Source organism: Streptomyces sp. AgN23, assembly GCF_001598115.1.
Classification (GTDB): Bacteria; Actinomycetota; Actinomycetes; order Streptomycetales; family Streptomycetaceae; genus Streptomyces; species Streptomyces antimycoticus.
The window spans coordinates 7814574-7832952 of the sequence record NZ_CP007153.1; the positions used below are offsets into that span (position 1 = coordinate 7814574).

An 18379-nucleotide genomic window follows, 5' to 3' on the forward strand; every position below is an offset into this window, starting at 1 on the left:
CGGGGGTAGTGAGACTCAGATCACCCGTCGCACGATGCTAGCGAGCGGTACGCCATTCAGGAGGACAAGTGACAGCAATGAATCCGGCTCACGACTTCCGCGAGGCACGGGACTTCCTGCTCGACCACCGGGAGGACTACGCGGCGGCGTACGAAGGGTTCGGCTGGCCACGCCCGGAGCGGTTCAACTGGGCCCTGGACTGGTTCGACGGGATCGCCGGGCGCAGCGGCGACCGTACCGCCCTGCACATCGTCGAGGAGGACGGCAGCGAGATCCGGCTGACCTTCGAGGAACTGCGCCGCCGGTCCAACCGGGCCGCGAACTGGCTGCGCGACCGCGGCGTCCGGGCCGGTGACCGCATCGTGGTCATGCTCGGCAACCAGGTCGAGCTGTGGGAGACCGCGCTGGCCGCGATGAAGCTGCGCGCCGTCGTCATCCCCGCCACCCCGCTGCTCGGCCCGCTCGACCTCGCCGACCGCATCGAGCGCGGCCGGGCGGCCCATGTGGTCGTACGGGGCGCGGACACCGAGAAGTTCGCGGAGGTGCCGGGCGACTACACCCGCATCGCGGTCGGCGGCGCGCCCGAGGGCTGGCTCGCCTACGAGGACGCCGGGACCGCCCGGATCACGGTGGACGGCGCGGGGGACGACGAGCCCTTTGTCCCCGACGGGCCGACCCTCGCCACCGACCCCCTGATGCTGTACTTCACCTCCGGCACCACCGCCCGCCCCAAGCTGGTCGAGCACACCCATATCTCGTATCCCATCGGGCATCTGGCGACGATGTACTGGATCGGGGTCAGGCCGGGCGATGTCCACCTCAACATCTCCTCCCCCGGATGGGCCAAGCACGCCTGGTCCAATCTCTTCGCCCCCTGGAACGCCGAGGCCACCGTCTTCGTCCACAACTACACGCGCTTCGACGCCAACCGCCTGATGGCCGAGATGGACCGCTGCGCCATCACCACCTTCTGCGCCCCGCCCACCGTCTGGCGGATGCTCATCCAGGCCGATCTCACCCAGCTGCGCACCCCGCCCCGGGAGGCCCTCGCCGCGGGCGAGCCGCTCAACCCCGAGGTCATCGAGCATGTGCGGCGGGCCTGGGGGGTGACCATCCGGGACGGCTTCGGCCAGACCGAGACCGCCGTTCAGGTGGCCAACACCCCCGGACAGCCGCTCAAGCCCGGTTCGATGGGACGGCCGACCCCCGGCTTCCGGGTCGTCCTGCTGGATCCGGTGACCGGCCGGCCCGGTGAGGAGGGCGAGATCTGCCTCGACCTCACCGGCCCCGAGGGCCGTCCCGTCGGCCTGATGACCGGCTACGAGGGCGACGGGGAGCGTACCGCCGAGGCCACCGCGGGCGGTTACTACCGCACCGGAGACATCGGATCGCGCGACGCGGACGGCTACATCACCTACATCGGCCGCGCCGACGACGTCTTCAAGGCGTCCGACTACAAGATCTCGCCGTTCGAGCTGGAGAGCGCGCTGCTGGAGCACGAGGCGGTCGCCGAGGCCGCCGTCGTCCCGGCCCCCGACCCGCTGCGGCTGGCCGTGCCGAAGGCGTACATCGTGCTGGCGGAGGGCTGGGAGCCCGGCCCGGACACCGCGAAGGCGCTGTTCGCGCACTCGCGGGCGGTGCTCGCGCCGTACAAGCGGATCCGCCGCCTGGAGTTCGCCGACCTCCCCAAGACGGTTTCCGGAAAGATTCGCCGGATCGAGCTGCGTGAACGCACGGCACAGGGTGGCGGTATCGAGTTTTATGAGGAGATCTGATGACTGACGCTCATATGATGACCCACCCGCACGAACGTGAAGGCGTACGTGAACGTGAACCCAAGGAGCTCCCATGACCGACCTCACGTCTGACCCACCAAGCCCAGCGGGGCTCTCCTACACCAGCGGAGTCGGGGACCTCCCGCTGCTCGGCGACACCATCGGCGCCAATCTGGCCCGGGCCGTCGAGCTGTACGGCGACCGCGAGGCGCTCGTCGACGTCCCCTCCGGCCGCCGCTGGACCTACGCCGAGTTCGGCAGGTCGGTCGAGGAGGTCGCGCTCGGGCTGATGGCCAAGGGGGTCGCCAAGGGCGACCGCGTCGGCATCTGGGCCATCAACTGCCCCGAATGGGTGCTGTTGCAGTACGCCACCGCCCGCATCGGCGCCATCATGGTCAATATCAACCCCGCGTACCGCGTCCACGAGTTGCGGTACGTACTCCAGCAGGCCGGAATCTCCGTCCTGGTCTCCTCCATCGAGCACAAGACCAGCGACTACCGGCGGATGGTCGAGCAGGTGCGATCGGCCTGCTCCCCGCTGCGCGATGTCATCTACATCGGCGACCGGACCTGGGACGGGCTGGTGCGCGCCGGGGCCGATGTGCCCCCCGAGCGGCTCGCCGAGCGCGAGGCCCGGATCAGCTGCGACGACGCGGTCAACATCCAGTACACCTCCGGCACCACGGGCTTTCCCAAGGGCGCCACTCTCTCCCACCACAACGTCCTCAACAACGGCTTCTTCGTGGGGGAGACGGTCCGCTACACCGCCGAGGACCGGATCTGTGTGCCGGTGCCCTTCTACCACTGCTTCGGCATGGTGATGGGCAACCTCGCGGCCACCAGCCACGGCGCCTGCGTGGTCATCCCCGCCGCCACCTTCGACCCCGTCGCCACCCTGGCCGCCGTCGAACGGGAGCGCTGCACCTCGCTGTACGGCGTCCCCACCATGTTCATCGCCGAGCTGGCCCTGTCCGACTTCGCCACCTTCGACCTCAGCTCGCTGCGCACCGGGATCATGGCCGGATCGCCCTGCCCGGTGGAGGTGATGCGGCGGGTGGTCGACGAGATGCACATGGCGGAGGTGTCCATCTGCTACGGCATGACCGAGACCTCACCGGTCTCGGTCCAGACCCGGCCCGATGACGACCTCGTCCGCCGCACCTCGACGGTCGGCCGGGTGCTGCCGCATGTCGAGGTCAAGATCGTCGACCCGGTGACCGGGGCGACCGTGCCCCGCGGCACCCGCGGCGAGCTGTGCACCCGCGGCTATTCGGTGATGCTCGGCTACTGGCAGGAGCCCGAGCGGACCGCCGAGGCGATCGACTCGGCGCGCTGGATGCACACCGGCGACCTCGCGGTGATGGACGGCGAGGGATACGTCCAGATCGTCGGGCGGATCAAGGACATGATCGTCCGCGGTGGCGAGAACGTCTATCCGCGGGAGGTCGAGGAATTTCTGCACACCCACCCCAAGGTCGCGGATGTGCAGGTCGTCGGCGTACCGGACGAGAAGTACGGCGAGGAGGTCCTGGCCTGCGTCATCCTGCGCGAGGGCGCCAAGACCCTCACCCGCGATGAGCTCGCCCGCTTCTGCCGGGGCCGCCTCGCCCACTACAAGGTCCCCCGCTATCTGCGTCTCATGGACGCCTTCCCGATGACGGTCAGCGGCAAGGTCCGCAAGGTCGAGCTGCGGGAGGCGGCCGCGCGGGAGCTGTTGCCCGAGACCCGGTCCGAGGACGGTCCGGCCAGATCCGAAGCGCTGGTCGAGCGGGCCGAGCCGCAGACGGCGCCCAGCTGATGAGTTGCGGGCCCCTCTACTCCAGCAGGGGCCCACACCCCCGCCACAGCAGGGGCCCACACCCCCGCCACCGCGGGGCCCCACTCCGTCCGTCACTGGACGACGTCAGGCAGGCACGACTTCACCCCGGATCGCGCGCCGCGGCTGAAGTAGCCGACCCGTTGGGAGGCGTCGCCGTGGTCGGAGATGTCGGTCCACGGGGTCCTGTCGGCGAGTGCGGTCAGGGCGTCCGCCAGCTCCTCGGTATCACCCTCCTCGAAGGTCAGCGTCCCGTCCTGGGCGGCGCCGAAGAGGACCGCCCCGGCCAGGCAGTCGGCCTGCAGCTCACGGGCGAGGTCGACCAGGCCCGCGTCCAGACGGTTCTGGACGGCGTGGCCCCACTCATGGGCGATCACCAGATAGACCCAGGCGTCGCCCCGCGCATGGCCCCAGCGCATCAGGTCCATGTCCCACGCTATGTAGTCGCCGTCGGGGCAGTAGACCGCGTTGTCGTCGGGGAGCGGCTCACTTCCGCATACCGGCGTACCGGGGGTGCCGCCGTCGTAGGTGCCCAGGATTCTGGGCGGGTTGTAGCCGCCGGTGAACAATTCGGGCCAGTGGGTCTGCCAGTAGGTCGTGGTGACGGAGACCGCCGCGTCGATGTCCTGCTCCACACCCGTCCCGCCGTCGGTGCCATCAGGGCTGGTGAGCGGGGTGGGCGTGCCCGGTGTGGCATCGGGCGGGGGAGCCGGTGCGGCCGAGGAGCGCACCACCCTGGGCGCCGGCACATCGCCGCCCGCGCAGCCGGTCACCAGAAGCAGGGTCAGGGCGGCGGCGAGCGGAGCCCATGACCTCGGGTACCACGGAACAGCCATCGTTTCGGCCTCCGGCCGGTCGAGCGGATGGGACGGGTGAACGGTGGAGGGCGTGCCTCAACGGAAGCGTTCCCCGGTCATGAGCGCAAGAGCCGACCGGGGTCAGCCGTTCGGCGGCCCCATCCGGATCAGCACGTCCGCCGGGTCGTTGACGGGCTGGGGGGTGCCGGTGAGGTCCATGATGAACAGCGGCAGATGGAGCGCGTCGGCGCGCGCCCGCGCCTCCCGCGCATAGCCCGCGAGCGAGAAGAAGACGCTCATGGCCGACTTCTGGAGCCCGTTCAGCCACAGGCATTCGATGTCCCGCAGCCCGGTGGGGCGGGTGGTCGGATCGACCTGGGCGACGACGCCCGTCCCGTAGAGGTCCACTCCGGACGCGGCCCGGTCCTCCGAGGGCCGCAGGCTGTGGAAGCCGAGCCACTTCAGATACAGCGAGGCGGCGGTGACCGCGTCCCGCGCCGTACGGATCGTCACCGGCCGGAAGGCCGGGCGCCGCACGACCGGGCCGCCGTGCCCGGAGACCGCGCCCGGGCCGGCCGGGGGCGGCGCGGCGGCGACGGGGACGCGGACTACCGCGCCGCAGTCGCAGCCCAGTTCCGGCTGCGGCCAGTGGCCCCGATGGCCGCAGGACGGGCAGTTCACCGCCACCCAGAGGTTCTCCCAGGTGCGGTGGCCCACCTCCTCCGGGGCGCCGTCGCGGAGGACGGGCAGGGTGACCGGCGCGCCGCACGAACAGGGGAAGGTGGGCGGCGTGAACGACTGCTCGCGACGGCACGCGGGACAACGCACCGGCACGTTGTCTGTCATCGGGGCGCTCCGTGGACGGGGGCGGATGCGGTATGCGTCCATGGTCCCCGAAGCGGGCGGCCGCGGCGAGGGACTTCGGCGTTCTGTCCCCCGCGGTGGGGGCGCCGTGTTACGGCTGACGCAGTAGGTTTGCGGCGTGAGATTGAGGGTTGAGTTCACCACCGAACCGTTCGACCTCGACGAGGTGCCGCCGCACGCCGTCGCGGCCCGCGAGACCGTCCAGGCCGCCCCGCTGGACGCCGTCGACGTCGGCCCCTTCGGCAACACCGCGGAAGGCGGGGCGGAAGCGGTGCTGGCGGCCGTCGACCGGCTGCTGCGCACCTCCCTCGAAGCCGGTGCCACCCGGATTTCGCTCCAGGTCAATGTGGTCGGGGAGGGCGAGGCGTGAGCGTACCGGCCGACCACCCCTTCGCCGCCGCGGTGCGGCCGCTCGTGGACGCCATGGGCGGCGAGATGATCGCCCCGGACCGGGCCCGGGGCGACGATGTGGTGCTCTCCTGGGAGGGCCGCCCGGTGGTCGCCGTAAGGCTGCCGCATATCTCGGACTCGCTCGACCATATCCTCGCCGACCTGCGGCGCCGCCACGGCGTGCCGCTCTCGGCCCTCGACCGCAAGACCAAGCAGGCCGTCGTCCGCCACCTCGAACAGCGCGGCGCCTTCTCGGTGCGCCACGGCGTCGAAACGGTCGCCGGAGCCCTCGGCGTGAGCCGCTTCACCGTCTACAACTACCTCAACCGTGAGAAGAGCGGGGACTGACCGCGCCCCGTCGTTCCGCGCATTTTTCAACAAAGTGTTGACGCCCGGCGAGGGCGCCTCCTAGCTTGCGAGAGTGACTTCCAGTGCTCCACCGGGGCTGGCCCGGTTCAACGCGGTGGACGACCGCGACGCCGCCGGGCTGCTGCACGAGGTGTGCGCCAGCCGGGCCTGGGGCGCGGCGGTCGCCGGCGGGCGGCCGTACGCCACGGTCGGGGAGCTGCTCGACGCCGCCGACGCGGCCATGGCCGGGCTGACCGCCGCCGACCTCGCCGAGGCGATGGCCGCACATCCGCCCATCGGGCGGCCGGCACCGGGCGACGCCGCCTCGGCCCGCGAGCAGAGCGGCGTACGGGACGAGGAGCGCGCCGAGCTGCTGGAGCTGAACCTCGCGTACCAGGAGCGCCACGGCCATGTCTTCCTGATCTGCGCCACCGGCCGCACCGGCGAGGAGATGCTGGCGGCGCTGCGCGAGCGGATCCACCATGACGCCGACACCGAGCGCGAGATCGTCCGCACCGAACTGGGAAAGATCAACCGCATCCGGCTGACCCGGCTGACGGAAACCCTCCAGGCCCCGCGGGCCCCGGCGGAAGGAGAGCGGTGATGGCGAGCGGCGCCACCTCCGTGTCCACCCACATCCTGGACACCAGCATCGGCCGCCCCGCCGTGGGCGTGGTCGTCGAGCTGTCCGTCCGCTCCGGGCCCGGAGCGCAGTGGACGGCGTACGCCGACTCCCTGACCGACGCCGACGGGCGCTGCAAGGATCTGCCCGACCTCCCCGAGGGCACCACCCACGCACGGCTGCGCTTCGAGACCGGGCCGTATCTGACCCATGCCTTCTTCCCGGAGGTCGCGGTCGCCTTCGCCGTCGAGCCGGGCGAGCACTACCACGTACCGCTGCTGCTCACCCCGTTCGGCTACTCCGTCTACCGAGGGAGCTAGCACCCATGCCCACGCTCGGCCCGAACAGTTACGGCAAAGCCGAAACCCGCGTCGTGCGGGTGGTGCGCGACGGTGCCGTGCACCACCTCAAGGACCTCAATGTCTCGGTGGCGCTGTCCGGAGAGATGGACGCGGTCCACCTCTCCGGCAGCAACGCCAACGTCCTGACGACCGACGCCACCAAGAACACCGTGTACGCCTTCGCCAAGGAGCACGGCATCGATACGGCCGAGGAGTTCGGCATCCGGCTGGCCCGCCACTTCGTCACCAGCCAGGAGCCCATCCACCGCGCCCGTATCCGTATCGAGGAGTACGCCTGGGAGCGGATCCAGACGGCCGGGCGCGCTCAGCACTCCTTCGTCCGCCGCGGCCAGGAGGTCCGCACCGCCCAGATCGCCTACGACGGCGAGCGCTGGGAGGTGGTCTCCGGGCTCACCGGCCTCACCGTCCTGAACACCACGGACTCCGAGTTCTGGGGCTATGTCAAGGACCGCTACACCACGCTGCCGGAGACCCGCGACCGCGTCCTGGCCACCGATGTGCACGCCCGCTGGCGCTACGGCTGGAGCGATGACACCCGGCCGATGCCGGACTGGGACCACGGCCACGAGGAGGCACGCGGCCAGCTGCTGAGCGCGTTCGCCGAGACCTACTCCCTCTCGCTCCAGCAGACGCTCTACGAGATGGGCGCGCGGGTGATCGAGCGCCGCCCGGAGGTGGACGAGATACGTCTCTCGCTGCCCAACAAGCACCACTTCCTGGTCGATCTGGAACCCTTCGGGCTCACCAACGACAACGAGGTCTACTTCGCCGCCGACCGGCCGTACGGGCTCATCGAGGCCACCGTGCTGCGGGACGGCGCCGAACCCCGGATCCCCGCCGACTGAACGGCTCCCCACCGACCGGATCCCCCTTGACTCAGCTGACGGAAGGGCCACGCTCCGTGCACCGCATCGTCATCGAGAACTGCGCCGTCGCCACCGTGGACGCCCAGGACACCGCGTACGCGTCCGGCCATGTCGTCGTCTCCGGCCACCGCATCGAGTCGGTGGGCGAGGGGCGCGCGCCGCAGGGCCTGGAGGACGTCGTCCGCCGGATCGACGGCACGGGGCATCTGGTCACCCCGGGCCTGGTCAACACCCATCACCACTTCTACCAGTGGCTCACCCGCGGCCTGGCCCAGGACAGCAACCTCTTCGACTGGCTGGTCGCGCTCTACCCCATCTGGGCGCGGATCGACGAGCCGATGGTCCACGCGGCGGCCCGCGGCTCGCTCGCGATGATGGTGCGCGGCGGCGTCACCACCGCCATGGACCACCACTACGTCTTTCCGCGCGGCAGCGGCGATCTGCTGGGCGCCGAGATCCGCGCGGCGCGCGAGCTGGGCGTGCGGTTCACCGCCGCCCGCGGCTCCATGGACCTCGGCACCTCCGACGGCGGGCTGCCGCCGGACTTCGCCGTGGAGTCCACCGAGGACGCGCTGGCCGCCACCGAGGAAGCGATCGACACCCACCACGACCCGGGGTTCGACGCGATGCTGCGGATCGCGGTCGCGCCCTGCTCGCCGTTCTCCGTCTCCACCGAACTGCTCCGCGAGTCCGCGGTGCTGGCCCGCCGCAAGGGCGTACGGCTGCACACCCACGGCTCGGAGACGGTGGAGGAGGAGAAGTTCTGCCAGGAGCGGTTCGGGATGGGGCCGACCGACTACTTCGAGTCCACCGGCTGGCTGGGCGAGGACGTGTGGATGGCCCACTGCGTCCACATGAGCGACACCGACATCCAGGCGTTCGGCCGGACCGGCACCGGGGTGGCCCACTGCCCCTCGTCCAACGCCCGGCTCGCCGCCGGGATCGCCCGCGTTCCCGATCTGCTCGCCGCGGGTGTACCGGTGGGCCTGGGCGTGGACGGCACCGCCTCCAACGAGTCCGGTGAGCTGCACACCGAACTGCGCAACGCGCTGCTGGTCAACCGGCTCGGCGGCCACCGCGAGAAGGCGCTGAACGTCCGTCAGGCGCTGCGTCTTGGCACCTACGGCGGTGCGCGGGTGCTCGGCCGCCAGGACGAGATCGGCTCGCTGGAGCCGGGCAAACTGGCCGACCTGGTGCTGTGGAAGCTGGACGGCCTCGGCCATTCGTCGATCGCCGACCCGGTCGCGGCCCTCGTCCTGGGCGCTCCGGCCCCGGTGACCCTGTCGCTGGTGAACGGCGCTCCGGTGGTGGAGTCGGGCCGGCTGCTCACCGTGGACGAGGACGAGATCGCGCGGGAGGCGCGCACCGAGGCGCGACGCCTGGCCCGTCTCGCGGCGGACGGCTGAAGGCTGCGCCGATTCATCGGATGGGTCGCCATGGCGAGGGGCCCCGGATCGTATCCGTACCGTATCCGTACGGTCCGGGGCCTTTTGGCCGAACGGACCCGCTCAGCCCAGCAGTTCGTACGCGGGCAGCGTCAGGAACTCCGTGTAGTCCGCGTCCAGCGCCACCCTCAGCAGCAGATCGTGCGCCTGGCTCCACTTGCCCGCGGCGAAGGCGTCCTCGCCGACCTCCTCGCGGATCGCCGCCAGTTCCTCGGCGGCGACCTTACGGACAAGATCGGCGGTGGCCTTCTCGCCGTTCTCGAAGACCACCCCCGCGTTGACCCACTGCCAGATCTGGGAGCGGGAGATCTCGGCGGTGGCCGCGTCCTCCATCAGGTTGAAGATCGCGACGGCGCCGAGGCCGCGCAGCCACGCCTCGATGTAGCGGGTGCCGACCTGAACGGCGTTGCGCAGGCCCTGATGCGTGGGCTTGGCGTCGAGCGACGCGACGTCGATCAGCTCGGCCGCGGTGACCCGGACGTCCTCGCGCAGCCGGTCCTTCTGGTGCGGCCGGTCGCCGAGGACCGCGTCGAAGGAGGCCCGGGCGACCGGGACCAGATCCGGATGGGCGACCCAGGAGCCGTCGAAGCCGTCGTTCGCCTCACGGTCCTTGTCGGCCTTGACCTTGTCGAACGCGACCGCGTTGACCTCGGGGTCGCGGCGCGAGGGGATGAAGGCCGCCATGCCGCCGATCGCATGCGCGCCGCGCTTGTGGCAGGTGCGGACGAGCAGTTCGGTGTAGGCGCGCATGAACGGGGCGGTCATCGTGACCGCGTTGCGGTCGGGGAGGACGAAACCGGGGCCGCCGTCGCGGAAGTTCTTGACGATGGAGAAGAGATAGTCCCAGCGGCCCGCGTTGAGCCCGGAGGCATGGTCGCGGAGCTCGTAGAGGATCTCGTCCATCTCGTACGCCGCCGTGATGGTCTCGATCAGAACGGTGGCGCGGATGGTCCCTTGCGGAAGCGAGAGATGGTCCTGTGCGAAGACGAAGACGTCGTTCCAGAGGCGGGCCTCGAGATGCGACTCGGTCTTGGGGAGGTAGAAGTACGGCCCCTTGCCCTGGGCGAGCAGCCGGCGGGCGTTGTGGAAGAAGTACAGCCCGAAGTCGACGAGGGCGCCGGGGACGGGGCGGCCGTCGGCGGCCCGCAGATGGCGCTCGTCGAGATGCCAGCCGCGCGGCCGGGTGACGACGGTGGCCAGCACATCGTCGGGCCGCAGTGCGTAGCTCTTGCCCTCGGGGGAGGTGAAGTCGATCCGGCGCTCATAGGCGTCGATCAGATTGAGCTGGCCGCCGATCACATTCGCCCAGGTGGGGGCGGAGGCGTCCTCGAAGTCGGCGAGCCAGACCTTGGCGCCCGAGTTGAGGGCGTTGATGGTCATCTTGCGGTCGGTGGGCCCGGTGATCTCCACCCGGCGGTCCTCGAGGGCGGGCGGGGCGGGGGCGACGCGCCAGTCGGGGTCGTCGCGGATATGGGCGGTCTCCGGGAGGAAGTCCAGGGTGGAGGTGCGGGCGATCTCGGCGCGGCGCTCCGCGCGGCGCGCGAGCAGCTCGTCCCGGCGCGGGGTGAAGCGGTGATGGAGCTCGGCCAGGAAGGCCAGCGCCGCGTCGGTCAGCACCTCCCCCTGACGCTCCAGCGGTTCGGCGTCGACGATGGCCAGCGGGGACGGCGCTGGTGCGGACATGGGCTGTCACTCCCTTAGACGAGTCTCAGCTGGACGCTCGCGATGCTTCTGTTTCGTGGATAATAAGTTTCTCATGGTGGAAGTTCAATCTTCTGTTGAACGCCGCGCCCGTTGCCCCCCTCGACGTCTCATTCCAGCAGCGTCAAGTCCTCGGGGGTGTCGATGTCGTCCGTACGGGCGACATCCGAGCAGTCGACGAGAGTGATCGCGGACCGATGCGCCCGCAGATAGGCGCGTGCCCCCCGGTCGCCCTCCGCACTCGCCGTGATATCCGCCCACCGGTCCGCGCCGAACAGCACCGGATGCCCCCGCTCCCCGCCGTACGCGGCGGCCGCCAGGGTCGACGGCGAGCGATACGCGGCCACCACCCGCGCCACCGCCTCGGCGCCGATCCCCGGCTGGTCCACCAGCGCGATCAGCGCCGCCCGCGCCCCCGTACCGGCCAGCGAACCGAGCCCGGCGCGCAGCGAGGAGCCCATGCCCTGCTCCCAGTCGGGGTTGTCGACCAGGACGTACCCGGGCAGCCGGGCCCGTGCCCGTACGGTCTCGGCCGCGGCGCCCAGCACGATGTGCACGGGCGCGCAGCCGCCCTCGCGCAGCGCCCGCGCGGCGTGCTCCACCAGCGGCCGTCCCCGATGCGTCAAAAGGGCTTTGGGGCGCCCGCCCAGCCGCCGGCCGCCCCCGGCCGCCAGCACGATCCCGGCGACCTGCGCGGAGAGATCCGTTGTGCGATCCATGGGCCCTGCTTACCGCATCTGGGGGGCCGTGCGGGGGCTTCATCCCAGCCGGTCTGATTTTCGCTCTCCGTATAGCGCGTCGTGCACTGAGTGGCGTTAACTGATCCGCGGCCCCTTGTGTCCGAATCCACGTGGGGTGGAGGGTTGGGGCGGCCATACGGGAAGGGGGCAGGCTCGTGCGAGAGGGCGCGAGGGGGAGAAGGGCAGTGTTGGCCAACGAGGGCGCGAGGCTCTGGGGCGAACCCGGTGCCTTGTCAGTGGAGGGCGCCGCAGTCGTGGAAGCCAGGCGAGTGGCGGGCACCGATGACGATCCGAGGGCGGCCGAGCTGCGCCGTGCCGTGGCCCGGCTCAGACGTGATCTGGCCGCCCACCCGGCGGAATTACCGGACCGGGCCATCGCGGACGACGAGCTGGCCGCGCTCGATGCCATGGCCCGCACCGGCGCTCCGGAGCTGCACCGTCTGAGTCGCTCGCTGCTGCTCATCGCGGGCGCGCTCGGCTCGGTCAGCGCACTGGGCTCCGCCCTGACGGGCGTGCGCGCGGCGATCGACCAGTTCAACAACGTGCCGCAGACGGGCAGAGGGAGAGACTGAGCCGGGCGACGAGGGAGAGACCGAGCCGGGCGACTCAGTGCCGCGCCCGCCGCCGGTGGCGCCCCGCCGTCAGGCGGAACCCGTGCTGTCCAGTGCCCCGGACAGCTCCGCCGCGACCTCCTTGAGGACCGGCACCATCCGCTCCGTGGCCTCGTCCGTCACCCGGCCCGCCGGGCCCGAGATGGAAATGGCCGCCGGTGCGGGGGAGTCGGGCACCGGGACCGCGAGGCAGCGCACGCCCATCTCCTGCTCGTTGTCGTCCACCGCATAGCCCTGCTCGTGGACCTGCCGCAGCGCGTCGAGGAACTCGTCCGGCGAGGTGATCGTCTTCTCGGTCACCGCGGGCATGCCGGTACGGGCCAGCAGCGCGCGCACCTCCTCGGGAGGCGTGCTCGCCAGCAGCGCCTTGCCGACACCCGTGGTGTGGGGCAGCACCCGCCGCCCGACCTCGGTGAACATCCGCATCGAGTGGCGCGAGGGCACCTGCGCCACGTACACCACCTCATCGCCGTCCAGCAGCGCCATGTTCGCGGTCTCGCCGGTCTCCTCCACCAGCCGCGCCAGATACGGCCGCGCCCAGGTGCCCAGCAGCCGGGACGAGCTCTCGCCGAGCCGGATCAGCCGGGGCCCGAGGGCATAGCGGCGGTTGGGCTGCTGACGGACATAGCCGCAGGCCACCAGCGTGCGCATCAGCCGGTGAATGGTGGGCAGCGGCAGCCCGCTGCTGGTGGAGAGCTCGCTCAGCCCGACCTCGCCCCCGGCGTCGGCCATCCGCTCCAGCAGATCGAAGGCGCGCTCCAGGGACTGGACGCCACCGGATCCGGCGGTGGTGGCGGCGGTCTTGGACTCGGCGGACGGCACGTCGGTGTTCCTTTCACAGCGGTTGGCACCGGCCCGCACGCGGTGACAATCCGCTGCCGACCGGCCACGGGCAGCCTACCGGTCCCCGGCGACGCCCACAGCGGGCTTGCGCTTACTGTCCGCGCCGGTCACAGCGGGTGTGCCGGACCGGCCGGGCGGGGTTGGAGGATCGGCGAGGCGGGTGTGGAGCACCGGTCGGAGGGTCTTGACCGGGCCGTGCGCCGAGTGGATCATTCAACAAAAAGTTGATTCCGTGTCGCGGAATCGGCGACGGCGGAGGCGAGGAGGGTGTCGGTGCCCGATGTGGAGCTGGTGCTGCGCTCGGCCAGGGTGGTCACGCCGGACGGCCTGCGCGCGGCCGCCGTATCCGTCGCCGGCGGCCGCATCATGGCCGTCGGGCCGTTGCGACGCCCCGGACCCGGACGGCGCGAGGGTCGAGGACCTGGGCGATGACGTCCTGTTCCCCGGCCTCGTCGACACCCACGTCCATGTCAACGGCCCCGGCCGCACCGCCTGGGAGGGGTTCGGCTCCGCCACCCGCGCCGCCGCGGCCGGCGGCGTCACCACCCTCATCGACATGCCGCTCAACAGCATCCCGCCGACCACCAGCGTCCAGGCCCTGGAGGTCAAACGGGCCGTCGCCCGGCGGTCGGCCCATGTCGGCATCGGGTTCTGGGGCGGCGCCGTGCCCGGGAACGCCCCGGACCTGGGGCCGCTGCACCACGCGGGCGTCCTGGGCTTCAAGGCGTTTCTGCTCCCCTCCGGCGTGGACGAGTTCCCCCAGCTCGCCCCCGACCAGCTCGAAACCGCCCTCCGGGAGATCGCGGGCTTCGGCGGACTGCTCATCGTCCACGCCGAGGACCCCCACCTCATCGACGGCGCTCCGCCGCCCACCGGCCCGCGCTACCGCCTACGCGGGCAGGACGCTGTACGGCGTCGTACGGTCCACCTGGCTGCGCGGCCGGAAGATCGCCGACCATGGCGTGATCGCCGAGCGTGGCGCGGCGAACGAACCGACCGGCCGACTCCTGGAAAGGCAGCCCCGCACATGACCGCGCCGATCCCCCGCTTCACCGGCGACGCCGCCCCGTACGGCGGTGGCGATCCGTACGCCGACTACCGGACCGCCGACCTCCCCTTCACTCACCTCGTGGACCTGGCCGACCGGCGGCTCGGCGGAAGCGTGATCGCGGCCAACGACGAGTTCTTCGCCGAGCGCGAGAATCTGCTGAGGCCCGAGGCCCCGCACTTCGACCCCGGGGCCTTCGGCCACAAGGGCAAGGTCATGGACGGCTGGGAGACCCGGCGGCGGCGCGGGGCCCGCGCCGACGCCCCACATCCGGCCGAGGACGACCACGACTGGGCTCTGATCCGCCTCGGCGCGCCCGGGGCCGTCCACGGCATCGTCGTCGACACCGCCCACTTCCGCGGCAACTATCCGCAGGCGGTGAGCGTCGAGGCGACGGCGGTGGAAGGCACCCCGTCCCCCGAGGAGCTTCTCGCCGACGACGTCGTGTGGACGGAACTCGTCCCCCGTACGCGGATCGGCGGCCACGCGGCCAACGGCTTCCCCGTCTCCATCCGCCGCCGCTTCACCCACCTCCGCCTCAAGCAGCACCCCGACGGGGGCGTGGCCCGCTTCCGCGTCCACGGCGAGGTCGCCCCCGATCCGGCGTGGCTCGCCGTCCTCGGCACCTTCGACGTGGTGGCGCTGGAGCACGGCGGCGCGGCCGAGGACGCCTCCGACCGCTTCTACTCCCCGCCCGCCAACTCCATCCAGCCCGGCCGCTCCCACAGGATGGACGAGGGCTGGGAGACCCGCCGCCGCCGCGACACGGGCCACGACTGGGTCCGCTACCGCCTCACCGCCCAGGCGGCGCCGCGCGCCGTGGAGATCGACACCGGCTGCTACAAGGGCAACGCACCGGGGTGGGCGGCGCTGTACGGCCTCGACGCCACCTCCGGCGCGGACCCGGCCGACCACACCTCCCCGGCCTGGACCGAACTCCTGCCCCGCACCCGCCTCCAGCCCGATACGGTCCACCGCTTCGTCCTCGATGGCGCCCCGCCGGTGACCCACGTCCGCATCGACATCTACCCGGACGGCGGCGTCGCCCGGCTGCGGCTGCACGGGACCCTGACCGAGCACGGCGCGCAACGGCTCGCCGCACGCCATGCGGAGCTGAGCGGCTGGCTCCCTCCCCGATCCGCTCGCTGAGCCGCTGGACCCGCCCGGCCTGTGCGGTGAGCCGGTCCAACTGCCCGGCGAGCGACGCACGCAGCGCCTCAGGACCGTCCGCGGAGGCCGCGAGCGCGTCGCCCCGGCTTGCGGGCGCGGGCGACCATGGCGGGCGCGAAGGTGAAGAAGGCCGCCACGACGGGCTCCGGCCCGACCGGTCCGAGGGGCGCCGCGCGGCCCGCGAAGTAGCCGCGCCAGAAGCCGCGCAGCCCCACCTCCTCGTACGCCGCCTCGGCCTCCGGTGCGAAGTACGCCACCGCGTGGATCGGCTCGAAGAGGGCCCACATGGTGCGGGCCGTCGTCGCAGTGCTGGTGTTCATTGCCATGCTCGCTTCAGCATCGCCCCCGGGGCCGGACCACGACCGGCATTGTGCCAAGCTCCCGGAACCCGGACATCCGGGTCGGACGTTGACCCGGATGTCCGATTACGGCATCACCTGACACCATCTGGCATCACCGGGCGCGGCGGACGGGACGGACGCGACGGACGCGAGCGATGCGACCGAGACGACCGACACGAACCGACGTGCCTGCATACGACCTTCGAGGAGATCGGCTGTGACCCTGCGGCAAGAGATCGTCGGCAACGCCATGCAGATGGCGGTCTGCACCCTGCAGCCGGGGCAGACCGTCTACTGCGAGGCCGGGAAGTTCCTGTTCAAGACGGCGAACGTGACGATGGAGACCCGGCTGTCCGGGCCCGGCGGGGGCGGCGGCCAGGCCGCCGGGGGCAGTGGCGGGAGCGCCGGCGGTGGGATGGGCGGGATGCTGCGCCAGGCCATGGGCACCGCCATGCAGGTGGGGCAGCGGGCGCTGGCCGGGGAGTCGCTGGCGTTCCAGTACTTCACCGCCACCGGCGGCGAGGGCACCGTCGGCTTCGCCGGCGTGCTGCCCGGTGAGATGCGGGCGCTGGAGCTGGACGGGGCGCGGGCGTGGTTCGCGGAGAAGGACGCCTTCGTGGCGGCCGAGTCCACCGTGGAATTCGGCATCGCCTTCCAGGGCGGGAAGACCGGCCGCAGCGGCGGGGAGGGATTCATCCTGGAGAAGTTCACCGGGCACGGCACCGTGATCATCTGTGGTGCGGGCAACTTCATCGACCTGAATCCGGCCGATTTCGGCGGCCGGATCGAGGTCGACACGGGCTGCATCGTGGCCTTCGAGGAAGGCATCCGCTACGGCGTGGAGCGCATCGGCGGGCTCAACCGCCAGGGGCTGATGAACGCGGTCTTCGGCGGTGAGGGCCTCTCGCTGGCCACGCTGGAGGGCAATGGGCGGGTGATCCTCCAGTCGCTCACCATCGAGGGCCTGGCGAACGCCCTGAAGAAGGCGCAGGGCGGCGACAAGCAGGGGCCGACGGGCGGGATGTTCTCCACCCACGCGGGGTGACGAGCCCGGGGCCCCGCGCCGCTTATCCGCCCGCGACGTAGAAGAGGAAGAAGAGGAAAGCGGCGATGAAGTGGACGCCCACGAGGTAGATGAAGACCCGGACCGTGAAGCTCATCGGCGCCCGGTCCTCCTCGTTCGGGCCGGTCCGGGCGCGCGGCGTCGAGTCCGTCCGGTTGTCGCTCGGGCTCATCTGGGGCGCGGTCATGTCGTTCCCGTCCTCCTTCATGGCATTCCGGGCCTTCCTCGGCGAGCGGCGTCACCGAGGCACAGCTCGGCCGCGCCGCTCTGCAGCAGCGTGTGGACGAAGAGCAGATCCACGCCGCCGGGCGAGGCGGCGGCGATGCGGTGCGGGGTGAGCGAGTCGAAATGGGCCGCGTCGCCCGGGGAGAGGGCGTGCACGGTCTCGCCGAGGGTCAGCCGCAGCCGGCCCCTCAGGACGTAGAGCCATTCCTCGCCGGGGTGGACCCGCACCAGGCCCTCCTGGGCGCCGGAGCGCTCCGGCACATGCAGCCGGAGCGCCTGCATGGCCCGGCCGGAGCCACCGGCCTGCCAGTAGGTCCAGCCGCCCGCCTCCTGCGCCTCCATGCGGTCGGCCCGCACGACCGGGTCCCGTTCCGAGGTCTCCTCGCCCAGCAGGTCGGATACCGTGGTTCCGTAGGTACGGGCCAGGGTCAGCAGCATCGGGAGCGAGGGCTGCCGGCGGCCCGTCTCCAGCCGCGACAGATGCGCGGGTGAGAGCCCGACGCGATGGGCGGCGGCCTCCAGCGTCAGACCACTGCGCCGCCGCAGGTCACGCAGGCGGGGAGCGACGGTGGGCAGCTCGGCGGCCGGTCCGCCGGGGTGACCGTCGGCCGGTCCGTCCGTGGGCCCCTCGTCGGGCCCGTGGGGGAGCGGGTGCATGTCTCCGGTATAGCCAGACCTGACCTCTCAGGCAAAAGTTTTGCCTGAGAGGCAAGGAGTGGGTGATGCGGGCGCGGGGTTACGTTTTCGTTACCCCCTCTGGCGCTTCGCGCAGTTCTTGTGAACTCCCGGCGAACGGCGGTCACTTGGCATTGACACGACAGCATCTACGCGCGTCATGCTAGGTCTATGACAATCCCCCCACGGATCGCTCGCATCGGTGCCCTCGGCGCCCTCGTTTCGACGCTGATCATCGGCGGTACGGCCACCGCGGCCACCGCCGTCGCCCCGGCGGCATCGCAGACCGTTGTGTCGTCGCGGGTCATCGCGGCCGTCGGCGACATCTGCTACTCGGATCTGCCGTCCCAGGCCCATGACACCCTGGACCTGATCGAGCAGGGTGGCCCCTACCCGTTCCCGCAGGACGGCACCGTCTTCCAGAACCGTGAAGGCGTCCTTCCGTCCCAGTCCTCCGGCTACTACCACGAGTACACCGTGATCACCCCGGGCTCCGACGACCGTGGCGCCCGGCGCATCGTCACCGGTAAGCAGACGGACGAGGACTACTACACCTCGGACCACTACGCCTCGTTCGACCTGGTCGACCGAGGCTGCTGACGCGGCCCCGCCGAAGACCGCCACCCCCCGCAGCGCGGCCGCTGCCCCTCATCAGGGCAGCGGCCGCAGCGCTGTCC

Annotated in this window: 19 protein-coding genes and 2 pseudogenes; 13 read left to right on the forward strand and 8 right to left on the reverse strand. The window is 71.5% G+C overall.

The features are described from left to right. The first annotated feature begins 77 nt into the window (after nucleotides 1–77). Both AS97_RS33930 and AS97_RS33935 read left to right on the forward strand, forming a co-directional pair. Nucleotides 78–1775, forward strand: a complete 1698-nt coding sequence (locus tag AS97_RS33930) for an AMP-binding protein (protein WP_210567333.1) — start codon at nucleotides 78–80, stop codon at nucleotides 1773–1775. Nucleotides 1776–1848: 73 nt separating this feature from the next. Beyond that, entirely contained in the window at nucleotides 1849–3573 is a 1725-nt protein-coding gene (locus tag AS97_RS33935) for an AMP-binding protein (RefSeq protein WP_059141792.1), read from the forward strand. A 92-nt stretch (nucleotides 3574–3665) separates the two neighbouring features. On the opposite strand, the gene AS97_RS33940 is transcribed toward AS97_RS33935, so the two are convergent. Together AS97_RS33940 and AS97_RS33945 are read right to left on the reverse strand one after the other, a co-directional pair. Then, complete coding sequence (locus AS97_RS33940; RefSeq protein ID WP_125759911.1) at nucleotides 3666–4427, reverse strand: neutral zinc metallopeptidase; 762 nt, start codon at nucleotides 4425–4427, stop codon at nucleotides 3666–3668. Between the two features lie 102 nt (nucleotides 4428–4529). Next, nucleotides 4530–5234, reverse strand: coding sequence for a hypothetical protein (locus AS97_RS33945; protein ID WP_059141794.1), 705 nt, complete (start codon nucleotides 5232–5234; stop codon nucleotides 4530–4532). Nucleotides 5235–5370: 136 nt separating this feature from the next. Between AS97_RS33945 and AS97_RS33950 the strand changes: the two genes are divergently transcribed. The 6 genes from AS97_RS33950 to AS97_RS33975 all read left to right on the forward strand — a co-directional run bounded on the left by AS97_RS33950 (nucleotide 5371) and on the right by AS97_RS33975 (nucleotide 9246). After that, the gene (locus AS97_RS33950) at nucleotides 5371–5622 is read left to right on the forward strand and encodes a hypothetical protein (RefSeq protein ID WP_059141795.1); all 252 of its coding nucleotides are present in this window, start codon (nucleotides 5371–5373) and stop codon (nucleotides 5620–5622) included. Beyond that, on the forward strand, nucleotides 5619–5990 hold the full coding sequence (locus AS97_RS33955) for a helix-turn-helix domain-containing protein (protein ID WP_059141796.1): 372 nt from the start codon (nucleotides 5619–5621) through the stop codon (nucleotides 5988–5990). The genes AS97_RS33950 and AS97_RS33955 overlap by 4 nt, the downstream gene beginning before the upstream one ends. A gap of 73 nt (nucleotides 5991–6063) precedes the next feature. Beyond that, a complete protein-coding gene (gene uraD / locus AS97_RS33960; protein ID WP_210566194.1) occupies nucleotides 6064–6594 on the forward strand; it encodes a 2-oxo-4-hydroxy-4-carboxy-5-ureidoimidazoline decarboxylase in 531 nt (176 codons plus the stop codon). After that, entirely contained in the window at nucleotides 6594–6932 is a 339-nt protein-coding gene (gene uraH / locus AS97_RS33965; protein WP_210566195.1) for a hydroxyisourate hydrolase, read from the forward strand. The genes uraD and uraH overlap by 1 nt, the downstream gene beginning before the upstream one ends. Before the next feature lie 5 nt (nucleotides 6933–6937). After that, entirely contained in the window at nucleotides 6938–7819 is an 882-nt protein-coding gene (pucL, locus tag AS97_RS33970) for a factor-independent urate hydroxylase (protein ID WP_086711116.1), read from the forward strand. 56 nt (nucleotides 7820–7875) lie between these two features. Beyond that, nucleotides 7876–9246, forward strand: coding sequence for an 8-oxoguanine deaminase (locus tag AS97_RS33975; RefSeq protein ID WP_059141800.1), 1371 nt, complete (start codon nucleotides 7876–7878; stop codon nucleotides 9244–9246). Nucleotides 9247–9348: 102 nt separating this feature from the next. On the opposite strand, the gene aceB is transcribed toward AS97_RS33975, so the two are convergent. Then, on the reverse strand, nucleotides 9349–10968 hold the full coding sequence (aceB, locus tag AS97_RS33980; protein ID WP_125759913.1) for a malate synthase A: 1620 nt from the start codon (nucleotides 10966–10968) through the stop codon (nucleotides 9349–9351). A 128-nt stretch (nucleotides 10969–11096) separates the two neighbouring features. Beyond that, nucleotides 11097–11705 (reverse strand): nucleotidyltransferase family protein, encoded by a 609-nt coding sequence (locus AS97_RS33985; RefSeq protein WP_059141802.1) that lies wholly within the window; start codon nucleotides 11703–11705, stop codon nucleotides 11097–11099. Between the two features lie 275 nt (nucleotides 11706–11980). Between AS97_RS33985 and AS97_RS33990 the strand changes: the two genes are divergently transcribed. Next, nucleotides 11981–12298: a DUF5955 family protein gene (locus AS97_RS33990; protein WP_086710415.1), complete on the forward strand. Its 318-nt coding sequence runs from the start codon at nucleotides 11981–11983 to the stop codon at nucleotides 12296–12298. A 69-nt stretch (nucleotides 12299–12367) separates the two neighbouring features. Here the strand turns inward: AS97_RS33990 and AS97_RS33995 are convergent, their stop codons facing one another. After that, entirely contained in the window at nucleotides 12368–13159 is a 792-nt protein-coding gene (locus AS97_RS33995; RefSeq protein ID WP_059141804.1) for an IclR family transcriptional regulator, read from the reverse strand. Nucleotides 13160–13453: 294 nt separating this feature from the next. Here AS97_RS33995 and AS97_RS34000 point away from each other — a divergent pair. Beyond that, nucleotides 13454–14066, forward strand: a pseudogene (locus AS97_RS34000) (amidohydrolase family protein); the annotation flags it as partial. Nucleotides 14067–14207: 141 nt separating this feature from the next. Then, entirely contained in the window at nucleotides 14208–15377 is a 1170-nt protein-coding gene (gene alc, locus AS97_RS34005) for an allantoicase (RefSeq protein WP_210567334.1), read from the forward strand. 113 nt (nucleotides 15378–15490) lie between these two features. Here the strand turns inward: alc and AS97_RS34010 are convergent. Continuing rightward, a pseudogene (locus tag AS97_RS34010) lies at nucleotides 15491–15718 on the reverse strand (hypothetical protein); the annotation flags it as partial. Between the two features lie 238 nt (nucleotides 15719–15956). Between AS97_RS34010 and AS97_RS34015 the strand changes: the two are divergent. Continuing rightward, the gene (locus AS97_RS34015; protein ID WP_079059097.1) at nucleotides 15957–16784 is read left to right on the forward strand and encodes an AIM24 family protein; all 828 of its coding nucleotides are present in this window, start codon (nucleotides 15957–15959) and stop codon (nucleotides 16782–16784) included. A gap of 22 nt (nucleotides 16785–16806) precedes the next feature. Here AS97_RS34015 and AS97_RS34020 read toward each other — a convergent pair whose 3' ends face one another. Both AS97_RS34020 and AS97_RS34025 read right to left on the reverse strand, forming a co-directional pair. Beyond that, nucleotides 16807–16989, reverse strand: coding sequence for a DUF6126 family protein (locus tag AS97_RS34020; RefSeq protein ID WP_236670185.1), 183 nt, complete (start codon nucleotides 16987–16989; stop codon nucleotides 16807–16809). A 17-nt stretch (nucleotides 16990–17006) separates the two neighbouring features. After that, a complete protein-coding gene (locus AS97_RS34025) occupies nucleotides 17007–17684 on the reverse strand; it encodes an XRE family transcriptional regulator (protein WP_079059098.1) in 678 nt (225 codons plus the stop codon). 189 nt (nucleotides 17685–17873) lie between these two features. On the opposite strand from AS97_RS34025, the gene AS97_RS34030 reads away from it, so the two are divergent. Next, entirely contained in the window at nucleotides 17874–18302 is a 429-nt protein-coding gene (locus AS97_RS34030) for a ribonuclease (RefSeq protein WP_059141807.1), read from the forward strand. Nucleotides 18303–18379: the final 77 nt, after the last annotated feature.

Bases quoted from the DNA above. Each gene is read 5' to 3' on its own strand.
- AS97_RS33930 (WP_210567333.1), top strand. From the start codon at position 78: ATGAATCCGGCTCACGACTTCCGCGAGGCACGGGACTTCCTGCTCGAC.
- AS97_RS33935 (WP_059141792.1), top strand. From the start codon at position 1,849: ATGACCGACCTCACGTCTGACCCACCAAGCCCAGCGGGGCTCTCCTAC.
- AS97_RS33940 (WP_125759911.1), bottom strand. From the start codon at position 4,427: ATGGCTGTTCCGTGGTACCCGAGGTCATGGGCTCCGCTCGCCGCCGCC.
- AS97_RS33945 (WP_059141794.1), bottom strand. From the start codon at position 5,234: ATGACAGACAACGTGCCGGTGCGTTGTCCCGCGTGCCGTCGCGAGCAG.
- uraH (WP_210566195.1), top strand. From the start codon at position 6,594: ATGGCGAGCGGCGCCACCTCCGTGTCCACCCACATCCTGGACACCAGC.
- pucL (WP_086711116.1), top strand. From the start codon at position 6,938: ATGCCCACGCTCGGCCCGAACAGTTACGGCAAAGCCGAAACCCGCGTC.
- aceB (WP_125759913.1), bottom strand. From the start codon at position 10,968: ATGTCCGCACCAGCGCCGTCCCCGCTGGCCATCGTCGACGCCGAACCG.
- AS97_RS33985 (WP_059141802.1), bottom strand. From the start codon at position 11,705: ATGGATCGCACAACGGATCTCTCCGCGCAGGTCGCCGGGATCGTGCTG.
- alc (WP_210567334.1), top strand. From the start codon at position 14,208: ATGACCGCGCCGATCCCCCGCTTCACCGGCGACGCCGCCCCGTACGGC.
- AS97_RS34020 (WP_236670185.1), bottom strand. From the start codon at position 16,989: ATGACCGCGCCCCAGATGAGCCCGAGCGACAACCGGACGGACTCGACG.
- AS97_RS34025 (WP_079059098.1), bottom strand. From the start codon at position 17,684: ATGCACCCGCTCCCCCACGGGCCCGACGAGGGGCCCACGGACGGACCG.
- AS97_RS34030 (WP_059141807.1), top strand. From the start codon at position 17,874: ATGACAATCCCCCCACGGATCGCTCGCATCGGTGCCCTCGGCGCCCTC.